Source organism: Eudoraea algarum, assembly GCF_050589645.1.
Classification (GTDB): domain Bacteria; phylum Bacteroidota; class Bacteroidia; order Flavobacteriales; family Flavobacteriaceae; genus JBNGOQ01.
Map to the genome: position 1 here is coordinate 24,414 of NZ_JBNGOQ010000003.1, position 16,493 is coordinate 40,906.

12 protein-coding genes are annotated in these 16,493 nt (G+C 45.1%); 4 read left to right on the top strand and 8 right to left on the bottom strand.

Annotated elements, in window-relative coordinates; translation table 11 throughout:
* Positions 1-65: 65 nt before the first annotated feature.
* On the top strand, positions 66-1,739 hold the full coding sequence (pafA, locus tag ACRD67_RS10905) for an alkaline phosphatase PafA (protein WP_430968038.1): 1,674 nt from the start codon (positions 66-68) through the stop codon (positions 1,737-1,739).
* A 97-nt stretch (positions 1,740-1,836) separates the two neighbouring features.
* Here the strand turns inward: pafA and ACRD67_RS10910 are convergent, their stop codons facing one another.
* From ACRD67_RS10910 to gcvP, 4 genes are all read right to left on the bottom strand, one after another.
* On the bottom strand, positions 1,837-2,694 hold the full coding sequence (locus ACRD67_RS10910; protein ID WP_430967182.1) for a glycosyltransferase family 2 protein: 858 nt from the start codon (positions 2,692-2,694) through the stop codon (positions 1,837-1,839).
* An 8-nt stretch (positions 2,695-2,702) separates the two neighbouring features.
* Complete coding sequence (locus ACRD67_RS10915; protein WP_430967183.1) at positions 2,703-3,236, bottom strand: class I SAM-dependent methyltransferase; 534 nt, start codon at positions 3,234-3,236, stop codon at positions 2,703-2,705.
* A 19-nt stretch (positions 3,237-3,255) separates the two neighbouring features.
* Positions 3,256-4,314, bottom strand: coding sequence for a 3-oxoacyl-ACP synthase III family protein (locus ACRD67_RS10920; protein ID WP_430967184.1), 1,059 nt, complete (start codon positions 4,312-4,314; stop codon positions 3,256-3,258).
* Between the two features lie 170 nt (positions 4,315-4,484).
* Positions 4,485-7,331 carry an aminomethyl-transferring glycine dehydrogenase gene (gcvP, locus tag ACRD67_RS10925; RefSeq protein WP_430967185.1) on the bottom strand — a complete coding sequence of 949 codons (2,847 nt, stop codon included), beginning with the start codon at positions 7,329-7,331 and terminating at the stop codon, positions 4,485-4,487.
* Positions 7,332-7,456: 125 nt separating this feature from the next.
* Between gcvP and ACRD67_RS10930 the strand changes: the two genes are divergently transcribed.
* On the top strand, positions 7,457-8,275 hold the full coding sequence (locus ACRD67_RS10930; RefSeq protein ID WP_430967186.1) for a UbiA prenyltransferase family protein: 819 nt from the start codon (positions 7,457-7,459) through the stop codon (positions 8,273-8,275).
* A gap of 233 nt (positions 8,276-8,508) precedes the next feature.
* Here ACRD67_RS10930 and ACRD67_RS10935 read toward each other — a convergent pair whose 3' ends face one another.
* The 4 genes from ACRD67_RS10935 to ACRD67_RS10950 form a co-directional block, all read right to left on the bottom strand.
* Complete coding sequence (locus tag ACRD67_RS10935) at positions 8,509-9,063, bottom strand: sigma-70 family RNA polymerase sigma factor (protein ID WP_430968039.1); 555 nt, start codon at positions 9,061-9,063, stop codon at positions 8,509-8,511.
* Positions 9,064-9,404: 341 nt separating this feature from the next.
* Positions 9,405-11,435 carry a M3 family metallopeptidase gene (locus ACRD67_RS10940; RefSeq protein ID WP_430967187.1) on the bottom strand — a complete coding sequence of 677 codons (2,031 nt, stop codon included), beginning with the start codon at positions 11,433-11,435 and terminating at the stop codon, positions 9,405-9,407.
* 59 nt (positions 11,436-11,494) lie between these two features.
* Complete coding sequence (purE, locus tag ACRD67_RS10945) at positions 11,495-11,989, bottom strand: 5-(carboxyamino)imidazole ribonucleotide mutase (RefSeq protein WP_430967188.1); 495 nt, start codon at positions 11,987-11,989, stop codon at positions 11,495-11,497.
* 2 nt (positions 11,990-11,991) lie between these two features.
* Positions 11,992-13,146: a 5-(carboxyamino)imidazole ribonucleotide synthase gene (locus tag ACRD67_RS10950; RefSeq protein WP_430967189.1), complete on the bottom strand. Its 1,155-nt coding sequence runs from the start codon at positions 13,144-13,146 to the stop codon at positions 11,992-11,994.
* A 139-nt stretch (positions 13,147-13,285) separates the two neighbouring features.
* Between ACRD67_RS10950 and ACRD67_RS10955 the strand changes: the two genes are divergently transcribed.
* Both ACRD67_RS10955 and ACRD67_RS10960 read left to right on the top strand, forming a co-directional pair.
* Complete coding sequence (locus ACRD67_RS10955) at positions 13,286-14,392, top strand: adenylate kinase (protein ID WP_430967190.1); 1,107 nt, start codon at positions 13,286-13,288, stop codon at positions 14,390-14,392.
* 84 nt (positions 14,393-14,476) lie between these two features.
* On the top strand, positions 14,477-16,396 hold the full coding sequence (locus ACRD67_RS10960; RefSeq protein ID WP_430967191.1) for a hypothetical protein: 1,920 nt from the start codon (positions 14,477-14,479) through the stop codon (positions 16,394-16,396).
* Positions 16,397-16,493: the final 97 nt, after the last annotated feature.

A 16,493-nucleotide genomic window follows, 5' to 3' on the forward strand; every position in this document is an offset into this window, starting at 1 on the left:
TTCCAATTAAAGTTAAACGAGTTTTATTGGTTATTTTTACGCATCAAATTTTCAATATGGATTACATGCGCCTTTTTCGTTTCATTGCCGTTCTTCTGATTGTAGGCTATTCACATCAAGTGGAGGCCCAACGAAAATCAAAGAACGGCCCTCCAGAACAAATTGCCCCTACCATTGGTACTGCCCCTAAATTGGTGGTTGGAATCGTGGTTGATCAAATGCGCTACGACTATCTTACGCGCTTTTGGGAGCACTATGGACAAGGCGGATTTAAACGCTTGGTCAATGATGGGTTCAATTGCAGGAACAACCATTTTAACTATGCTCCTACGAGTACGGGACCAGGACACGCCTCGGTCTATACGGGAACTACGCCGTCCACGCACGGTATCATTGGCAACCATTGGTACGACAAAGTTTTGGACGAAGAAATATATTGTGCATCGGATGATACCTATCAATCTCTGGGAACCGAATCGGAGGCCGGAAAAATGTCTCCCCACCGCATGCAGGTGACCACCATAACCGATCAGCTACGGTTGCATACCCAAACACGGGGAAAAGTGATAGCGGTCGCCTTAAAGGATCGTGGGGCAGTGCTCCCTGGCGGGCATATGGCCAATGCGGCATACTGGTTTCACGGTTCCGGAGAGGGTCATTGGATAAGCAGTTCGTTTTACATGGACGACCTGCCCCAGTGGGTCAAGGATTACAACCTATCGGATGCGGTAGCGCAGTACAAAAAACCATGGACCACGTTCAAGGACAAGGGCTCCTATGTGGAAAGTGTTTTGGACAATAATGCCTACGAGGGCCTGTTCCAAGGGGAAAACGCCCCTATTTTTCCACATGATCTGGTAGCACTGTGGGACGCCAATGAACAGTTCGATATTTTAAAATCTACCGCCTACGGGAATAGTATTACAACAGATTTTGCCTTGGCCGCCTTGGTGGCCGAAGATTTGGGAGCCGACACCATTACGGATTTTTTAGCGGTCAGCTTTTCCAGTACGGACTATGTGGGCCATATGTATGGTGTGGATTCCAAGGAAGTTCAGGATACCTATCTGCGATTGGACAGGGATTTGGAACGTCTTCTCAATAGCTTGGATAAGGAGGTGGGGGCAAATGAATACAGCGTCTTTTTGACGGCAGACCATGGGGCCGTCCAGGTCCCAAGTTATTTAAAGGACAAAAAGATCCCTGCCGGCTATATGGAATACGAGGATATAAAATCGACATTTGATACCTTTCTAAAGTATACCTATGGCACCACGGATATTGTTAAACATTTTTCGAACTATCAATTTTTTCTGGACCACAAGATTATAGAGAATCTAGATTTGGAGGTAGGACAGGTGCAGGAGCGCATTGCCAAGGAACTACTCACCTATGATGCCGTGTATCAAGTATATACCGCGGATCAAATGAGGCAAAATCAATATACACGGGGCATACCGTACATTTTGCAAAACGGGTACAACCAAAAACGTTCTGGCGACATTTTGGTGGTGCTAAAACCCGGGTTCATAAAATACCCAAAAACGGGGTCAACCCATGGTACCCCGCAGATCTATGATACCCACGTGCCCCTTTTGTTCTATGGAAAGGGTTTTAAAAAGGGAAGTACGGTGAAAAGAACAGAAATACCGGATATTGCCCCGACCCTAGCTGTACTGCTGGGCATCGCATTTCCGAATGGCACCACGGGCACACCCTTGGAGATGGTGCTTGATTAACATGTTAGGAGGACCGTGGTGGACCAGGATTAAGATTGCAAATCTTATGTCTGTCACTTGTTTTTAAGACCCGTATTCCGTTCCCAAGGCCTTTTGCCTAAGGTTGGAATAATTTGTCCCGTATGCCCTTCCAACGAAATTTGCGAATGAACTTTCCCTCCTCCGGGGTGACCAGATAGGGGGTGCGTTCTTTTCTTGCCTTGAAGTACCCGACCATATTGTTGAAAAAAATGCGGAGAGCACCTTGTTTGACCGCCATTTTTGCCGAAGCTATAGTGGTGATCAAAAAACCATATCGCAAGGTATACATCGCTTTTCCCTGTAATAATTTTGCTTTTGCGTCATAGGCCCTCCCCACTGGTCTCAGTTGTTTAACATGTAGCGATTCTTCGGTATAGGTAGTAAACCCATGGTGCCGCGCCAACAGTTCGTCCAAGGTATCCCATCCCATGGCATTTTTTAGGCCTCCAATGGCTTCAAAACAGGCCTTTGTATACGACTTAAAAGCACCTCGAACGAAGACTTTGTTCATGGGATGGTTCAATTTCCATTCCCCATGTTCATTTTGCTCATAGGCAAACCCACCGGCAATACCCACCTTGGGTCGGTTGCTAAAGATAGTTGCTATTTGCTCAAAATAGTCTTTGGGCAGCAGCACATCGGCGTCGAGCTTGACAATAAAATCGAAATCGGAATCCAGCTGATCCAAGCCTGCATTAAACGCGTTTATTACCTTGCTTCCTGGCAAATGAAGGGTAGAAGAACTGATATTTACTTTTTGAAACAAGGTATCCCGGGCCACAAAATCATCGATTATGGATTCCGTGGCATCCGTTGAATTATCGTTTACCACAACTACACGCTTGGGCAACAATTGCTGTTCCCCAACGGACTGCAGTGCACCCGCCAGAAAATCAGCTTCGTTATGCGCAGGGATAACCACGTAATACTTCATAGATAAACCTAAGGGTTTGGCTTTTTCCGTTCTGCATAGACAATATAATACCTAGGGGTAAAGCGTCGGAGCAAAGGCCTAAAACCGATCTTTTTTACGGGATTGGTCCATTTTTCCCGGTCCTTTATTTCCCATCCGGCTTTGTCTAACAGCCAATCGAACTGCCAATCCTCAAATTCGTGATAGTGCCTATCCCACGGGTCCGTTTTGCTCTGATAGGCTGAGGAAAACCATAATCGCAAGGGGATGCTCGCCACCAACTTATCGGCAGGTATAGCACTCAACACATTAAAAGGGGCAATGAGGTGCTCAAAAATTTCAAAAGCGGTGACCACTTCGGCCTCCGAAGATGAAACCTGGGAAAAATCCGTATCCAGGTCCTCTCCATGGGTGTTTTCAACCTGGTACCCTTGTTCTCTCATGATCTTTGAAAAAGGATTGTCCACACCAAGATCCAATATTGAGGACTTGGGGGCAATATGTTTTTTTAGAAAGGATAGGGTACGGGCATAGCGCTTACTTGGAAAGTTATTTTCGTACATTGTTTTGCCCTGAGGGTTTTTAATATCGGTATACTATGGCGTTGATGTTCATTCCGGCACCAACACTTGCAAATATAACAACATCTCCTTTCCCGAGCGCCTGATTCTTTAATTTTCCATGACGCACCATATCGTAAAGAGTGGGTATGGTAGCTACGGAACTATTTCCCATTTTATGGATGTTCATGGGCATGATACCTTGAGGTACTTCCAGGTTGTATAATTTGTAAAAGCGGCGCACTATGGCCTCGTCCATTTTTTCGTTCGCCTGGTGTATGAATATCTTTTTGACCGCGCCAATGGCCACACCGCTTTGGTCCAAACAGTCTTTCATGGCTTTCGGCACATGGGTAACCGCGAACTCATAGATTTTTCGCCCGTACATTTTAATATACCGCCTGTGCTCGTCGTTCGCTTTATTGTACGAGTTCCCAAAAAATAGATGATAGGCTTCTCCGTTGGCGTGGGTGGCCGAAGCGTGCGACAAAATAGTGCCCGAATCTTCGGAGGCCTCAATGATAGTGGCACCGGCGCCGTCCGAATAGATCATGGAATCCCTGTCGTGTTTATCCACCACCCTGGAAAGCGTTTCCGCCCCAATGACCAGACAGCTTTTGGCAATGCCACTTTTAATGAAGGCATTGGCCTGTATTACGCCCTCGATCCAGCCGGGGCAACCAAACAGAAGATCATAAGCGACACATTTTGGATTTTTGATCTGCAGTTGATGTTTTACCCTAGTGGCCAAGCTTGGTAAGGTATCCCCTTGGTCCTGGCCAAAGGAAACGTCTCCAAAATTGTGGGCAAAGATGATGTAATCCAGATGTTCCGCATCCAGTCCCGCACTAGCTATCGCTTTTTTGGCCGCTCTGTACCCGAGGTCGGAGGTGTTCAGCTGTTTTTTGGCGTAGCGCCTTTCCCCGATTCCCGTAATGGCTTTAAACTTTTCAATGATGACATCATTGGAATACGTGAAAGGGGTGCCGTCAGAATTTAAAAACTCATGATCACCAAAGTCCTCGTTGCAAGCTATCACCGAGGGAATGTAGCAGCCCGTGCCCGTAATACCAATATTCATAGCAGCAGATGTTGGTTTGTAGAAACCAAATATAGGGTACATTCCTCTACATCTTATGCGCGCATAAGATGTAATACGATATCCACCACGGTCAAAAACCGGATAACAAAGGTCAAAAAACCTTGATTACGTGCCAGAAAACCCCTAAACCACCTAATTTATTACGGTTCTTATATTTCGGCATAGGCCTGTATGGGTGCACAGGTACATATCAAATTACGGTCTCCATATGCATCATCTACCCTTCTTACGCTAGGCCAAAATTTGTTTTCGCGGATATAGGACAACGGAAATGCGGCTTTTTCACGTGTATATGGAAAGTCCCAGGTATCACTGGTCACCATATCCAACGTATGTGGCGCATTTTTTAAGACGTTGTTGGGCGTTTTGGCCTCATCGATTTCCTGTCTAATGCTTAGCATGGCATCGCAGAAACGATCCAACTCCGCCAGACTCTCACTTTCCGTTGGCTCTATCATAAGGGTTCCCGCCACTGGAAAGGAAACCGTTGGTGCGTGGAATCCGTAATCCATCAATCGCTTTGCAATATCGGTCACTTCAATACCGTTTTGCTTAAACGGTCGACAGTCGATAATCATTTCATGTGCAGCCCTACCATTTTCACCGGTATATAGCACATTAAACCCACCTCGTAGTCTATTTTTGATGTAGTTGGCGTTTAAAATGGCAATTTTTGTCGATTGGGTCAGTCCGCTTTCCCCCAACATTTTGATATATCCGTAGGAAATAAGACAGGCCAGGGCACTTCCCCAAGGTGCCGAAGAGATCGCAGAAATGGCTTTTTCGCCACCAGTCTTGATTACTGGGTTCCCTGGAAGGAAAGGCAACAGTTGTTCCGCAACGCATATAGGCCCAACGCCAGGACCTCCACCTCCATGGGGAATGGCAAATGTTTTATGCAGATTGAGATGGCAAACATCGGCCCCTATGGTCGCCGGATTGGTAAGGCCTACCTGTGCATTCATATTGGCACCGTCCATATAAACTTGGCCCCCATGCTCATGGATCATTTGGGTGACATACCTTATAGACGATTCAAAAACCCCATGTGTGGAAGGATAGGTGACCATGAGTGCGGCAAGCTTATCGGAATGCAAGCTTACTTTTTCTTCAAGATCCTGGACATCTATGTTCCCTTTTTCATCGGTTTTGGTCACCACCACCTGCATTCCCGCCATGACCGCTGAGGCCGGATTGGTTCCATGGGCCGATGCCGGTATAATACAAATATTTCGATGTCCTTCACCCCGGGATTCGTGATAGGCCCGTATGGTCATTAGTCCGGCATACTCCCCTTGGGCACCTGAATTGGGTTGAAGGGATGTTCCCGCAAAGCCGGTAATTGCCGTTAAATCCTTTTCCAATTCCTTTAGGACAATTTGGTAACCCTTGGCCTGCTCCACAGGAACAAAGGGGTGAATATTGCCCCATTGCGCCCAACTTAACGGTAACATTTCAGAGGCAGCATTCAGTTTCATGGTGCAGGAACCCAACGAAATCATGGAATGGTTCAAGGCCAAGTCCTTTCTTTCCAATTTTTTAATATAACGCATCAATTCGGTTTCCGAATGAAAGGCATTGAATATATTATTTTCAAGGAAAGGGGAAGTACGATTGGTACTTTCCGGGACGGCTACTTTGGAAGCGAGGGCGGTAGGAGGCGCTATGGAATCTTTTCCCAGGGCCTCGGCAAAAATTGAGATGATTTGGGCAAGATCTTTCAAGCTTGTGGTCTCATTTACCGCTATGGAAACCGTTTCTTCGTCTACATATAGGAAGTTTACCTCTTTATTTTCGGCTACCACCCTTATTTTTTTGGCATTTGTCTTTACGGCAATGGTATCAAAATAGCCGGTATTGATCTGGTATACACCCAGCTTTTCCAAATGGTCTACTAGGGTCACGGCACTTGCGTGTACTTTGTTGGCAATAGTGGTCAAGCCTTTAGGTCCGTGATATACGGCGTACATTCCGGCCATAACAGCCAACAAAACCTGGGCCGTGCAAATATTGGAAGTGGCCTTGTCCCTTTTAATATGTTGTTCTCGGGTCTGTAGGGCCATACGCAGGGCCGGTTTATCGTCCACATCCCGGGTTACCCCAATAATTCTGCCCGGAATACTTCTTTTATATGCCTCACGGGTTGCAAAAAAAGCAGCATGCGGTCCGCCGTAACCCAAGGGGATTCCAAAACGTTGGGTGGTGCCAACGACCACGTCCGCACCAAACGCTCCTGGAGGGGTCAACAGCACGAGACTGAGGATATCGGCCGCCACGGCTATTTTAATGCCCGCTGCCTGTGCTTTTTCGGCAAATCCGCTATACTCGTGTACCTGTCCGTACTTTCCGGGATATTGGAGCAGCACTCCGTAAAAATCCGAACCAAAAGTGAATTTTTCATGATCGCCCACTTCCAACTGTATGCCCAGGGGTTTAGATCGGGTCTGCAATAGGGACAGTGTCTGGGGCAACACCTCTTCGGAGACGAAAAACTTTAGGACCCCGTTCTTTTTTTGGTCGCGACTCCTCACATCAAAGAGCATGGTCATTGCTTCGGCGGCAGCGGTACTTTCATCAAGAAGCGAGGCATTGGCGAGCTCCATCCCAGTAAGATCACAGACCATGGTCTGAAAATTCAATAAGGCTTCGAGTCGCCCTTGCGCAATCTCTGCCTGGTAGGGTGTATAGGCGGTATACCAGCCGGGGTTCTCCAAAATGTTCCTCAGGATGACCGATGGGGTAATACATTCGTGGTATCCCAGTCCAATATAGCTCTTGAACACCTTATTTTTTTTAGAAAGCTCCTGTATATGGCCTAGGAACTCATGTTCTTCCATGGCTGGGGAAAGCTGCAGTGGGCCTTGGAGTTTAATGTCATCCGGAATGGTCTCATAGATGAGTTGTTCCATGTCTTCTACCTCCACCGTTTTGAACATGTGTTGAAGGTTTTCTTGCCTTATGCCGATGTGGCGCGATGCAAAATTGTCTGTCCTCATATGCTATAAAAGTAAAGGCGTAAAATTACTGATTAATTCTTGTAAAAAAGACAATTTAACCCTGTTGGAACTTAAAGTTTTTAACCATAGATCTACCTTATGAACAGTTTGGCTACTTTTGTACCATGAGGTGGTTGAAGCGCATTTTTGATTTTTATCTGGATGCCAGTGTTCATGTGGCCTTGGCGGTAGTTGGCCTTATGCAGGTCACCGTCTATTTTCTGGACGTGGAAGCTAACGCCCATCTCTTGTATTTTGTCTTTTTCAGTACCATAGCTTGCTACAATTTTGTAAAATATGGCGTTGAGGCCGAAAAGTATATTTTAGTGGCCAATCGCTATCATAAAAACATCCAGTTCGCGAGTTTTATCGCCTTGGGCATCGCAGCCTACCATGCATATTTTTTCTCTTGGGATGTTTGGATCGCTTTTGCCGTGCTTATGGGCCTAACAGCGCTCTACGCCCTTCCGGTACTGCCCAGTGCCAAGAATCTGAGGAGTTTAGGTGGTTTTAAGATCTTTCCCGTGGCATTGGTTTGGGCCGGAACTACCGTAATTCTACCTGTAATCGCTGTTGAAGAGGCCCTTTCTTGGGATGTTTGGATAGAATGTACCCAGCGCTTTGTTCTGGTGCTGATCCTGATGATACCCTTTGAAATCCGCGATTTAAAGTACGATGCGGCGGCGTTGAAAACGATCCCTCAACGTTATGGCGTATCTACGACCTTGGTAATCGGAGGCATAGCGGCCCTGATCTTTTTTCTGCTAAGTTTTTTAAAGGACCATCTTGCTCCTGTGGAAATTTGGGCAAAGGCCGCACTTTTTGCGGTCCTATGTGTGCTTATGCTTGTGACCAAGAAAGAGCAATCCACGTATTTTTCCTCTTTTTGGATAGAGGGCATACCTATTCTTTGGTGGGGTCTTGTCTGGTATCTAGAGGGGTAGGACTATAGTTTATCCCTTAATTCCTTTTTCATCTTCACCTTTTCCATTTCGGAAAGACTTTGAAGGTTGGCCTTTTCGCATAGGGTCGTGAATTCCGTATTCTTCTTGGTGAAGGCAGAACAGGTTTTGCACATAAATAAATGGAAACGCAGCTTCATTTTCTCTAAAAACGTTGCTTCCTTGTACTGACTTTTATTGCATATAATTGCTGCTTCTTCGCAAGAAATCATAGTTTAATACCAATTTTGATTAAGGCAGCCCATAAGTGCGGTTCGCGCTCTATGGATCATTACCCATAAGTTGGACGGATTAATTCCCAATTCATTACAAATATCTTCGGTGCTGATTCCCTGAATGGTCTTCATCGTAAACACCAGGGATTGTTTTTTTGGCAATTTTGTAATGCATTCTTGAATGGCCAGTCCCAATTCCTCGTTTTCCAAGGTGTCATTTTCCAACTTGCTAAATGGATCGGCCACCTGTTCCTCTAACCAATCCCCATCCGAGTCGCTATTGGAGTTATAGTTAATACGGACCTCCGCTTTTCCTTTATTGGAATTTATTTTTCGATAGTGGTCTATTACCTTTCGTTTGAGAATGGCAATAAGCCAGGTCCGTTCTGCAGCATCCCCTTTGTAATTTTTGGCGGAGTTCAATCCGGCAAAGAAGGTTTCCTGAACCAGATCCTTAGCTATTTCAGAATTACTGACTCTAGCTACTGCATAGTTGAACAGATAGTCTGCATAGAGGTCCACCCATTTTTCCGGATTTAATTGATGCGTTACCATGGTGTTGTTAGAAAGTTCCAAATTTAAAGGATTTTTTGTTAATGAATACGTTTATTTCCAATCCATAAGCACTATGGGCGAAATGGACGTTACCAGTGGTCTTCTTGGCGGGCATTAACTTAGGTTGGCACAAATAAAATCAAAACCTATCACAGAACTTTCACAAAATGATATAGAAAAAGGAATTCGGTCCGTATCCTTACCACTCAACCCTCTGGCCGTTAGAAGATAGAACCAACAATACCTTGCCTTTAGGGTAAAAGGCGGTACGCCACAATCTCAGGGGGTAAGATTTGCGCCCTATGGCAAAAAGCAGGCCAATAAGGCGCTTCCCTATACCTTTAGGAGGCTTTTTTGACAAGACCTGCCCTTTCCAGTAAGGCTTCTACCTTGGGCTCACTGCCCCGAAATCGTTTATAGAGTTCCATAGGGTTTTCCGTGCCCCCTTTGGAAAGCACATGTTCTTTAAATTTGGTTGCCACCTCCTGGTTAAATAGCCCTTTCTCCTTAAAGTAGGCAAAGGCATCCGCATCCAGGACCTCTGCCCATTTATAGCTGTAATAGCCGGAGGCATAACCTCCTTGGAAGATATGTGAGAAGGCCGTACTCATACAGGTTTCCGGAGTATCGGGGAATAAATTGGTGCCTGCAAAGGCCTTGGTCTCGTATCGTTTTACATCGGTTATGGCAGAGGGATCCGTTCCGTGCCAGGACATGTCCAGAAACCCAAAACTCAGTTGGCGCAGTGTTGCCATACCCTCCTGGAAGTTTGCCGAGTCCTTGATTTTTTGAACCAGTTCCATGGGGATGGGTTCCCCGGTCTCATAGTGCGTGGCAAACAACTCCAAGGCTTCCTTTTCGTAACACCAGTTTTCCATAATCTGGCTGGGCAATTCCACAAAATCCCAATACACCGAGGTGCCCGATAGGCTTGGGTAGATGGTGTTGGCCAACATACCGTGCAGGCCATGGCCAAACTCATGGAACAGGGTGGTGACCTCGTTGAAGGTCAGTAATGACGGTTTACGCTCCGTGGGCTTGGTAAAGTTGCACACATTGGAAATATGGGGGCGCACGGTGGTTCCATGCTGTACATATTGAGGTTTGTAGGAGGTCATCCAAGCACCACCCCTTTTCCCCGCCCTGGGATGGAAATCGGCATAGAAGAGCGAAACGAACTGCTGCTCACCGTCGTATACCTTATAGGTTTTTACCTCTTCGTGATATTTGTCAATATCGAACACTTCCTGGAACTCCAGACCGAATAATTTATTGGCCACCGTAAAGACGCCGTCGATGACCTGTTCCAACTTAAAGTAGGGTTTTAGGATTTCATCGTCCAAATTAAAACGTTTCTGTTTTAGTTTTTCGGAATAATAGGCATTGTCCCATTTTTCCAAATGGTCTATGGCATCCAATTCCCGCGCAAACTCTTCCAATTCCCTGAACTCCCTTTCCGCCGCGGGCTTGGCCTTTTCCAACAGCTCGTTTAGGAACGCCAACACCTTCTTTGGGGTCTCTGCCATACGTTCTTCCAAAACAAAATCTGCATGTGTGGCATACCCTAGGATATTGGCACGTTCGTGGCGTAGTTTTGCAATACGCAACACATTTTCTGTATTGTCCAACGCATCTCCCTTAAAGCCCTTACTGCCAAAGGCCAGTGCTAGTTTTTTTCGCAGTTCCCTTTTTTTGGCATATTTCATAAAAGGAATGTAGCTCGGGTAATCAAGAGTAAACAGCCACCCGGATTTGTCCCTAGATCTTGCCAATTGCGCGGCGGCTTCCTTGACCCCTTCGGGCAGCCCATCCAGGTCTTCCTGCTTGGTAAGCAACATTTCATAGGCATTGGTCTCGGCCAGGACATGTTCTCCAAATTTTAGTTTTAGTTTGGCGAGTTCCGCATCTATTTTTCGCAGTTGGGTTTTTTTGTCCTTGGGGAGATTTGCCCCGTTCCTACTAAAATTCTTGTATTTCTTCTCCAGCAAGGTCCGTTGTTCCGTGCTTAACTGCAGTTGCTCCCGCACGTCATATACGGCCTTGACCCGGGCGAACAACTTTTCGTTTAGGGTAATATCGTTACTGAATTCAGATAGGAGCGGGGATACGTCCTGTGCTATTTGTTGAATTTCCGTATTGGTCTCTGCCGAATTGAGGTTGAAGAAAATACTGGAAATGCGATCTAGTTGCTGGCCTGTATATTCGAGCGCCTCAATGGTATTTGCAAAGGTGGGTTCACTGGGCGTATCGGTAATGGCGTCAATTTCCTTTCGGGCGTCGGCCATGGCCTGCAAAAATGCTGGTTTAAAATGCGCATTGCGGATTTTGGAAAATGGGGCCGCATCGAAGGGTTTCAATAAGGGGTTGCTCATGTTCTTTAGCTATTTACGCTTTGGGACCGAAGAAAGAGTATCGGTCTGATCTGAAGTGATTACTGTTTTTTGTTTGGTAGGTTTTGGGCTCCTTGGATTACTTTTTCCTTTAGCCCTTCCTTGTAGACCAAAATTTTGTCCAATACACAATTATCGGCGCACCCTAAGATTTGGGCCGCAAGGATACCCGCGTTTTTCGCACCGTTTAGGGCTACCGTGGCCACAGGCACGCCGCCCGGCATTTGGAGGATGGAAAGTACCGAATCCCAGCCGTCTATGGAATTACTGCTTTTTACGGGCACCCCAATAACGGGCAATGGGGAAAGGGAAGCCACCATTCCTGGTAAATGGGCCGCACCTCCTGCTCCTGCAATGATTACGGCGTACCCCTTTTTGTGTGCGTTCTTGGCAAAGTTGAATAATTTTTCAGGTGTTCTATGTGCCGATACGATGTCTACATCCACTTCAATATCAAAACCCTTTAGAATATCCACCGCCTCCTGCATAATCGGGAGATCGCTAGTACTTCCCATCACGACTGCTACTTTGCTCATAACTAATTGCTTATTACCTTGATCGTTTCTTTTACTTTTTGTGCTATTTCCCTGGCCTTGACCATGTCGTTGTTCACTATGGTAACATGGCCCATTTTACGAAAGGGCCTGGTTTGTTTCTTTCCGTAAATATGGGGCGTAACGCCCTCCAATCTGAGGACTTCCTCCATATTTTGGTAGACCACGTCCCCGGTATGGCCCTCCGCACCGACCAAATTTACCATAATCCCCGCTACTTTGCTATCGGTACTACCTAAGGGGAGATCCAGAATGGCTCTGATATGCTGCTCGAACTGATCGGTATAACTGGCCTCAATGCTATAATGCCCGCTATTATGAGGTCTTGGAGCCACTTCGTTCACCAAAATTTCATCTTCCACAGTCTGAAACATTTCTACCGCCAAAAGTCCTACATGCCCTATTTTTTCGGACACCTGTAATGCTATCTCCCGAGCTTTTTGGGCTACATGCGATGCTATTCGGGCCGGACAGATTACATATTCTACCTGATTGGCCTCAGGGTGAAACTCCATTTCTACCACGGGATAGGTGGTGACCTGTCCGCTAACGCTTCTTGCAACGATTACGGCAAGCTCATTTTTGAAGGGTACCAATTCCTCGGCAATGCATTCAACATTGGGAAGTCCGTCCAGATCCTGTAGGGCACGAATAATTTTTACGCCCTGCCCGTCATATCCAAATTGGGCGCTTTTCCAAACAAAGGGTAGGGACAGTCCCCCATTGGCAAGGCTATCGTGGATTTCACTGGTGTAGGCAAAGCGAACAAAAGGAGCGGTAGGAATCTGTTTGTCCCTGTAAAAAAGTTTTTGCTTCGCTTTGTTCTGAATAATATGCAAGGCTCCAGTGGGCGGGAATACCTTTACCCCTTCATGCTCCAGTTTTTCCAAAGCTTCAATATTCACCTTTTCAATTTCAATGGTAAGGACATCTACGTCTTTTCCAAAGGCGTACACCGAATCAAAATCAAGCAGATCGCCGGTAAAGAACGCGTTGCAACCTGTGCGGCAGGGAGCGGTTTCGGAAGGATCCAGTACCTGGGTATAAATATCGAACTTACGGGTCACGTTCAACAGCATTTTTCCCAATTGACCCCCTCCCAGGATTCCCATTTTAAAATCGGAAGAAAAATAATTCATCAATAATCCCTTTTTCCCTTACTAATAGGCTAATAATGCTATGGGCACAAAAATACATCTAAATCTTAGAAACCAATCGCATAGGCGTAAAAAAGAGAAATCAAAGTGTTATCTTTGCCATCTTATAAAAATTTTACCATTGATAAAGTTACACGACAAATATTTCAAGCCTTTCCTAAGCGAAGACCAAATACATGCCGCGGTTAAAAAACTCGCCGATGCCATAGCAAGGGACTATAAGGATGAGGTGCCTATTTTTGTGGGGGTTTTGAACGGAGCTTTCATGTTTGTTTCGGACTTTTTAAAAGCGTACGATTACCCCTGCGAAGTCTCCTTTGTTAAGCTGAGTTCCTATAGGGGGCTTACCTCCACAGGAATTGTGGAAACCCTTTTGGACGTTCCCGATAATATTGAAGGAAGGAGCGTTATCATTCTCGAGGATATTATAGATACCGGCCGTACCGTAAAGGAATTGGTCCATTTGTTTTCCAATACCCATGCCAAAGAATTTAAGATAGCCAGTTTGTTCTATAAATCGTCTGTCTATAAGGGGGAATATCCCGTAGACTATTTCGGCATCGAAATTCCGGACAAGTTTATTGTGGGTTATGGCCTCGATTACAATGAACTGGGCAGAAACCTAAGGGCGGTATACCAACTAAACCAAAAACCTATGATCAATCTTGTTTTATTCGGAAAACCGGGGGCCGGCAAAGGTACCCAGGCCCAGTTTTTAAAAGACCGTTACAACTTAAAACATATCTCTACCGGGGATGTTTTCCGCTATAATATCAAAAATGGGACGATGCTGGGCAAAAAGGCTCAGGAATACATGGATCATGGCGATTTGGTTCCTGATGAACTCACCATAAAAATGCTACAGGATGAAGTGGAAAAAAACCCGGAGGCCGGGGGTTTTATTTTTGACGGATTTCCCCGTACCACGGCCCAAGCAGAGGCCCTAGATAACTTTTTGGAATCCAAGGGCATGGAAATCAATGCTACGATCGCCCTGGAAGCCAGTGACGATGTCTTGGTAGAACGCCTCTTGGAACGTGGTAAACAAAGTGGAAGACCCGATGATCAAAATGGCGACAAGATCCGGAACCGTTTTGAGGAATACAATCAAAAAACCGCTCCCCTACGGCGGTACTATACCAAACAGGAAAAATTTCACAGTGTGGACGGTATTGGGTCCATTGAAGAGATAACCGAGCGATTGGGCCTGGTTATAGATACCTTATGAGTAGATTTGAAATCTCGTAGGATTTAGAACTTCTTGGCAGTCTTAATCATTTATGTCCTAATTCTAACACTGAACCTTTTAAACATGAAGAGAATCCAAGTTGTATATCTTTCATTATTACTATTTCTCAGTTGTAGCAAAAATGGCGGTGATTCTACTGGCACGGTGGAGATTTCACTTCCCATAGTTACCACGGCAGTTGTAACAAATTTAACAGATAACTCTGCAATGGGTGGGGGCAGCATTACTTCTAGCGGAGGTGCTAATATAACAGCTAAGGGGGTTTGTTGGAGTGTTGAACCTAATCCAGTGGTTGAAGATAGTGCCATCAACAGCGGTACCGGAGAAAGTAGTTTTACTGCTACCCTAAGCGGGTTACAAGATAATACAACGTATTTCGTAAGGGCTTATGCTACCAATAGCGCAGGTACAGCGTATGGTAATGAATTGAGTTTTACCACCCTAAGTGAACCTGCAAAAGTCTTTTTGGGTGATGTAACCTTATCAACACAACAGGAAGTGGACGATTTTGGAAATCAGGGATATACGGAAATCGCAGGAGGTTTAATAATAGGCGATTTTATTGAGGAAAACTCCTCGATTACCAATTTGGATGCCCTGAGCGGACTTACATCATTAGATAGGTTTTTGGTAATAAAATCCAACCTCGCCCTAACCAATGTAGACGGATTGAGCAACCTTGCTGTGGTCAAGGATGGAATTAGCATAGAGAGAAACTCGGTTTTGACCAATTTGGACGGATTGATTAATATAACCTCAGTGGGTAATACTACTACCTCAGTGGGAAAGGATTTAACCCTAAGGTCTAATCCAAAATTGACCAATATTGATGGATTGGAGAATTTGTCGGTTATTGGCGGAGCCCTGGTAATTTATGAAAATGATGATTTAACCGATTTGGATGGATTAAGTAATTTAACGTCCATAGAAGGTATCAAAGACAATGTAGTAAACGGTGGTGTGAGCATTGAGATTATTGGTAACGAGTCTTTAACAAATATTAATGGCCTGTCCAAAATAGCCACAACTAAGGGGAGCCTTAAAATTTCTAAAAATAGCAGTTTGGTCAATGTAGATGGTTTGAGCAACATGACCAACGTTCCAGGTACTGTACAAATCGACAACAATGATGCGTTGACCTCCTTGCACGGCCTTAGCAAGCTGGTATCAATTGGAAATAACCTGATAATAAACAGCAACAGTGCTTTGACAGGGCTTGTAGGTATGGATGGTCTGATTTCTATAGAAGGAAATTTGGAGATTTCCGGAAATGGGAACTTGACCGACCTTGATGGTTTAAGCAGTTTGTCCAGTGTACAGGGAGCTTTAATTTTGTTTTCCAATACATCTTTGCAGCACGTAGATGGTTTGATAAAAATTTCCTCCTTCGGTCCTTCGGGTTCCTGGTCCTCAATAATGTTTAACGACTCATTGACCAACTTAAGTGGATTGAGCAATGTCACATCCATGGGAGGACTAAGGATACTGAGCAACCCGCTTCTGACAAATATTGACGGCTTAACTAACTTGGTCACTCTTAGCTCGGATTTAGAAATTAGAGAGAGCGTATTTACGAATATAGACGCGTTGCAAAATTTGACCCGTATTGGAGGAAGCTTACGTATATCGGACAACCCTTTATTGACCAATTTGGACGGGATAAACAACCTCAGCGCTATCGAGGGAATCGATGTTTTGATAGAAAACAATGAAGTTTTGAAGGATATTAATGGGATGGGAAGCTTAACTGTGATAGTGGGATCTCTAACAATAAGTTCCAATCCAGAATTAACCAATCTTGATGGTCTTATCAGTTTGTCCTCAATAGGTGGGAGTTTAAAGATAAATGACAATATCTTATTGTCGGATTTATGTGGCCTACAGACCCTAATAAATAGCGGGTATTCGGGTGATTATGACGTGATTTCCAATTTATATAATCCTTCCAGACAGGATATAGCGGATGGAAACTGCAATAATTAATGTGCTGGCTAGCGTTCTGGTGACAAAATAGCCTTCATACTGACAAAGACAATGTTTTAGGTACGATATGGTACTTTAGTTTCAATATAACAAGATG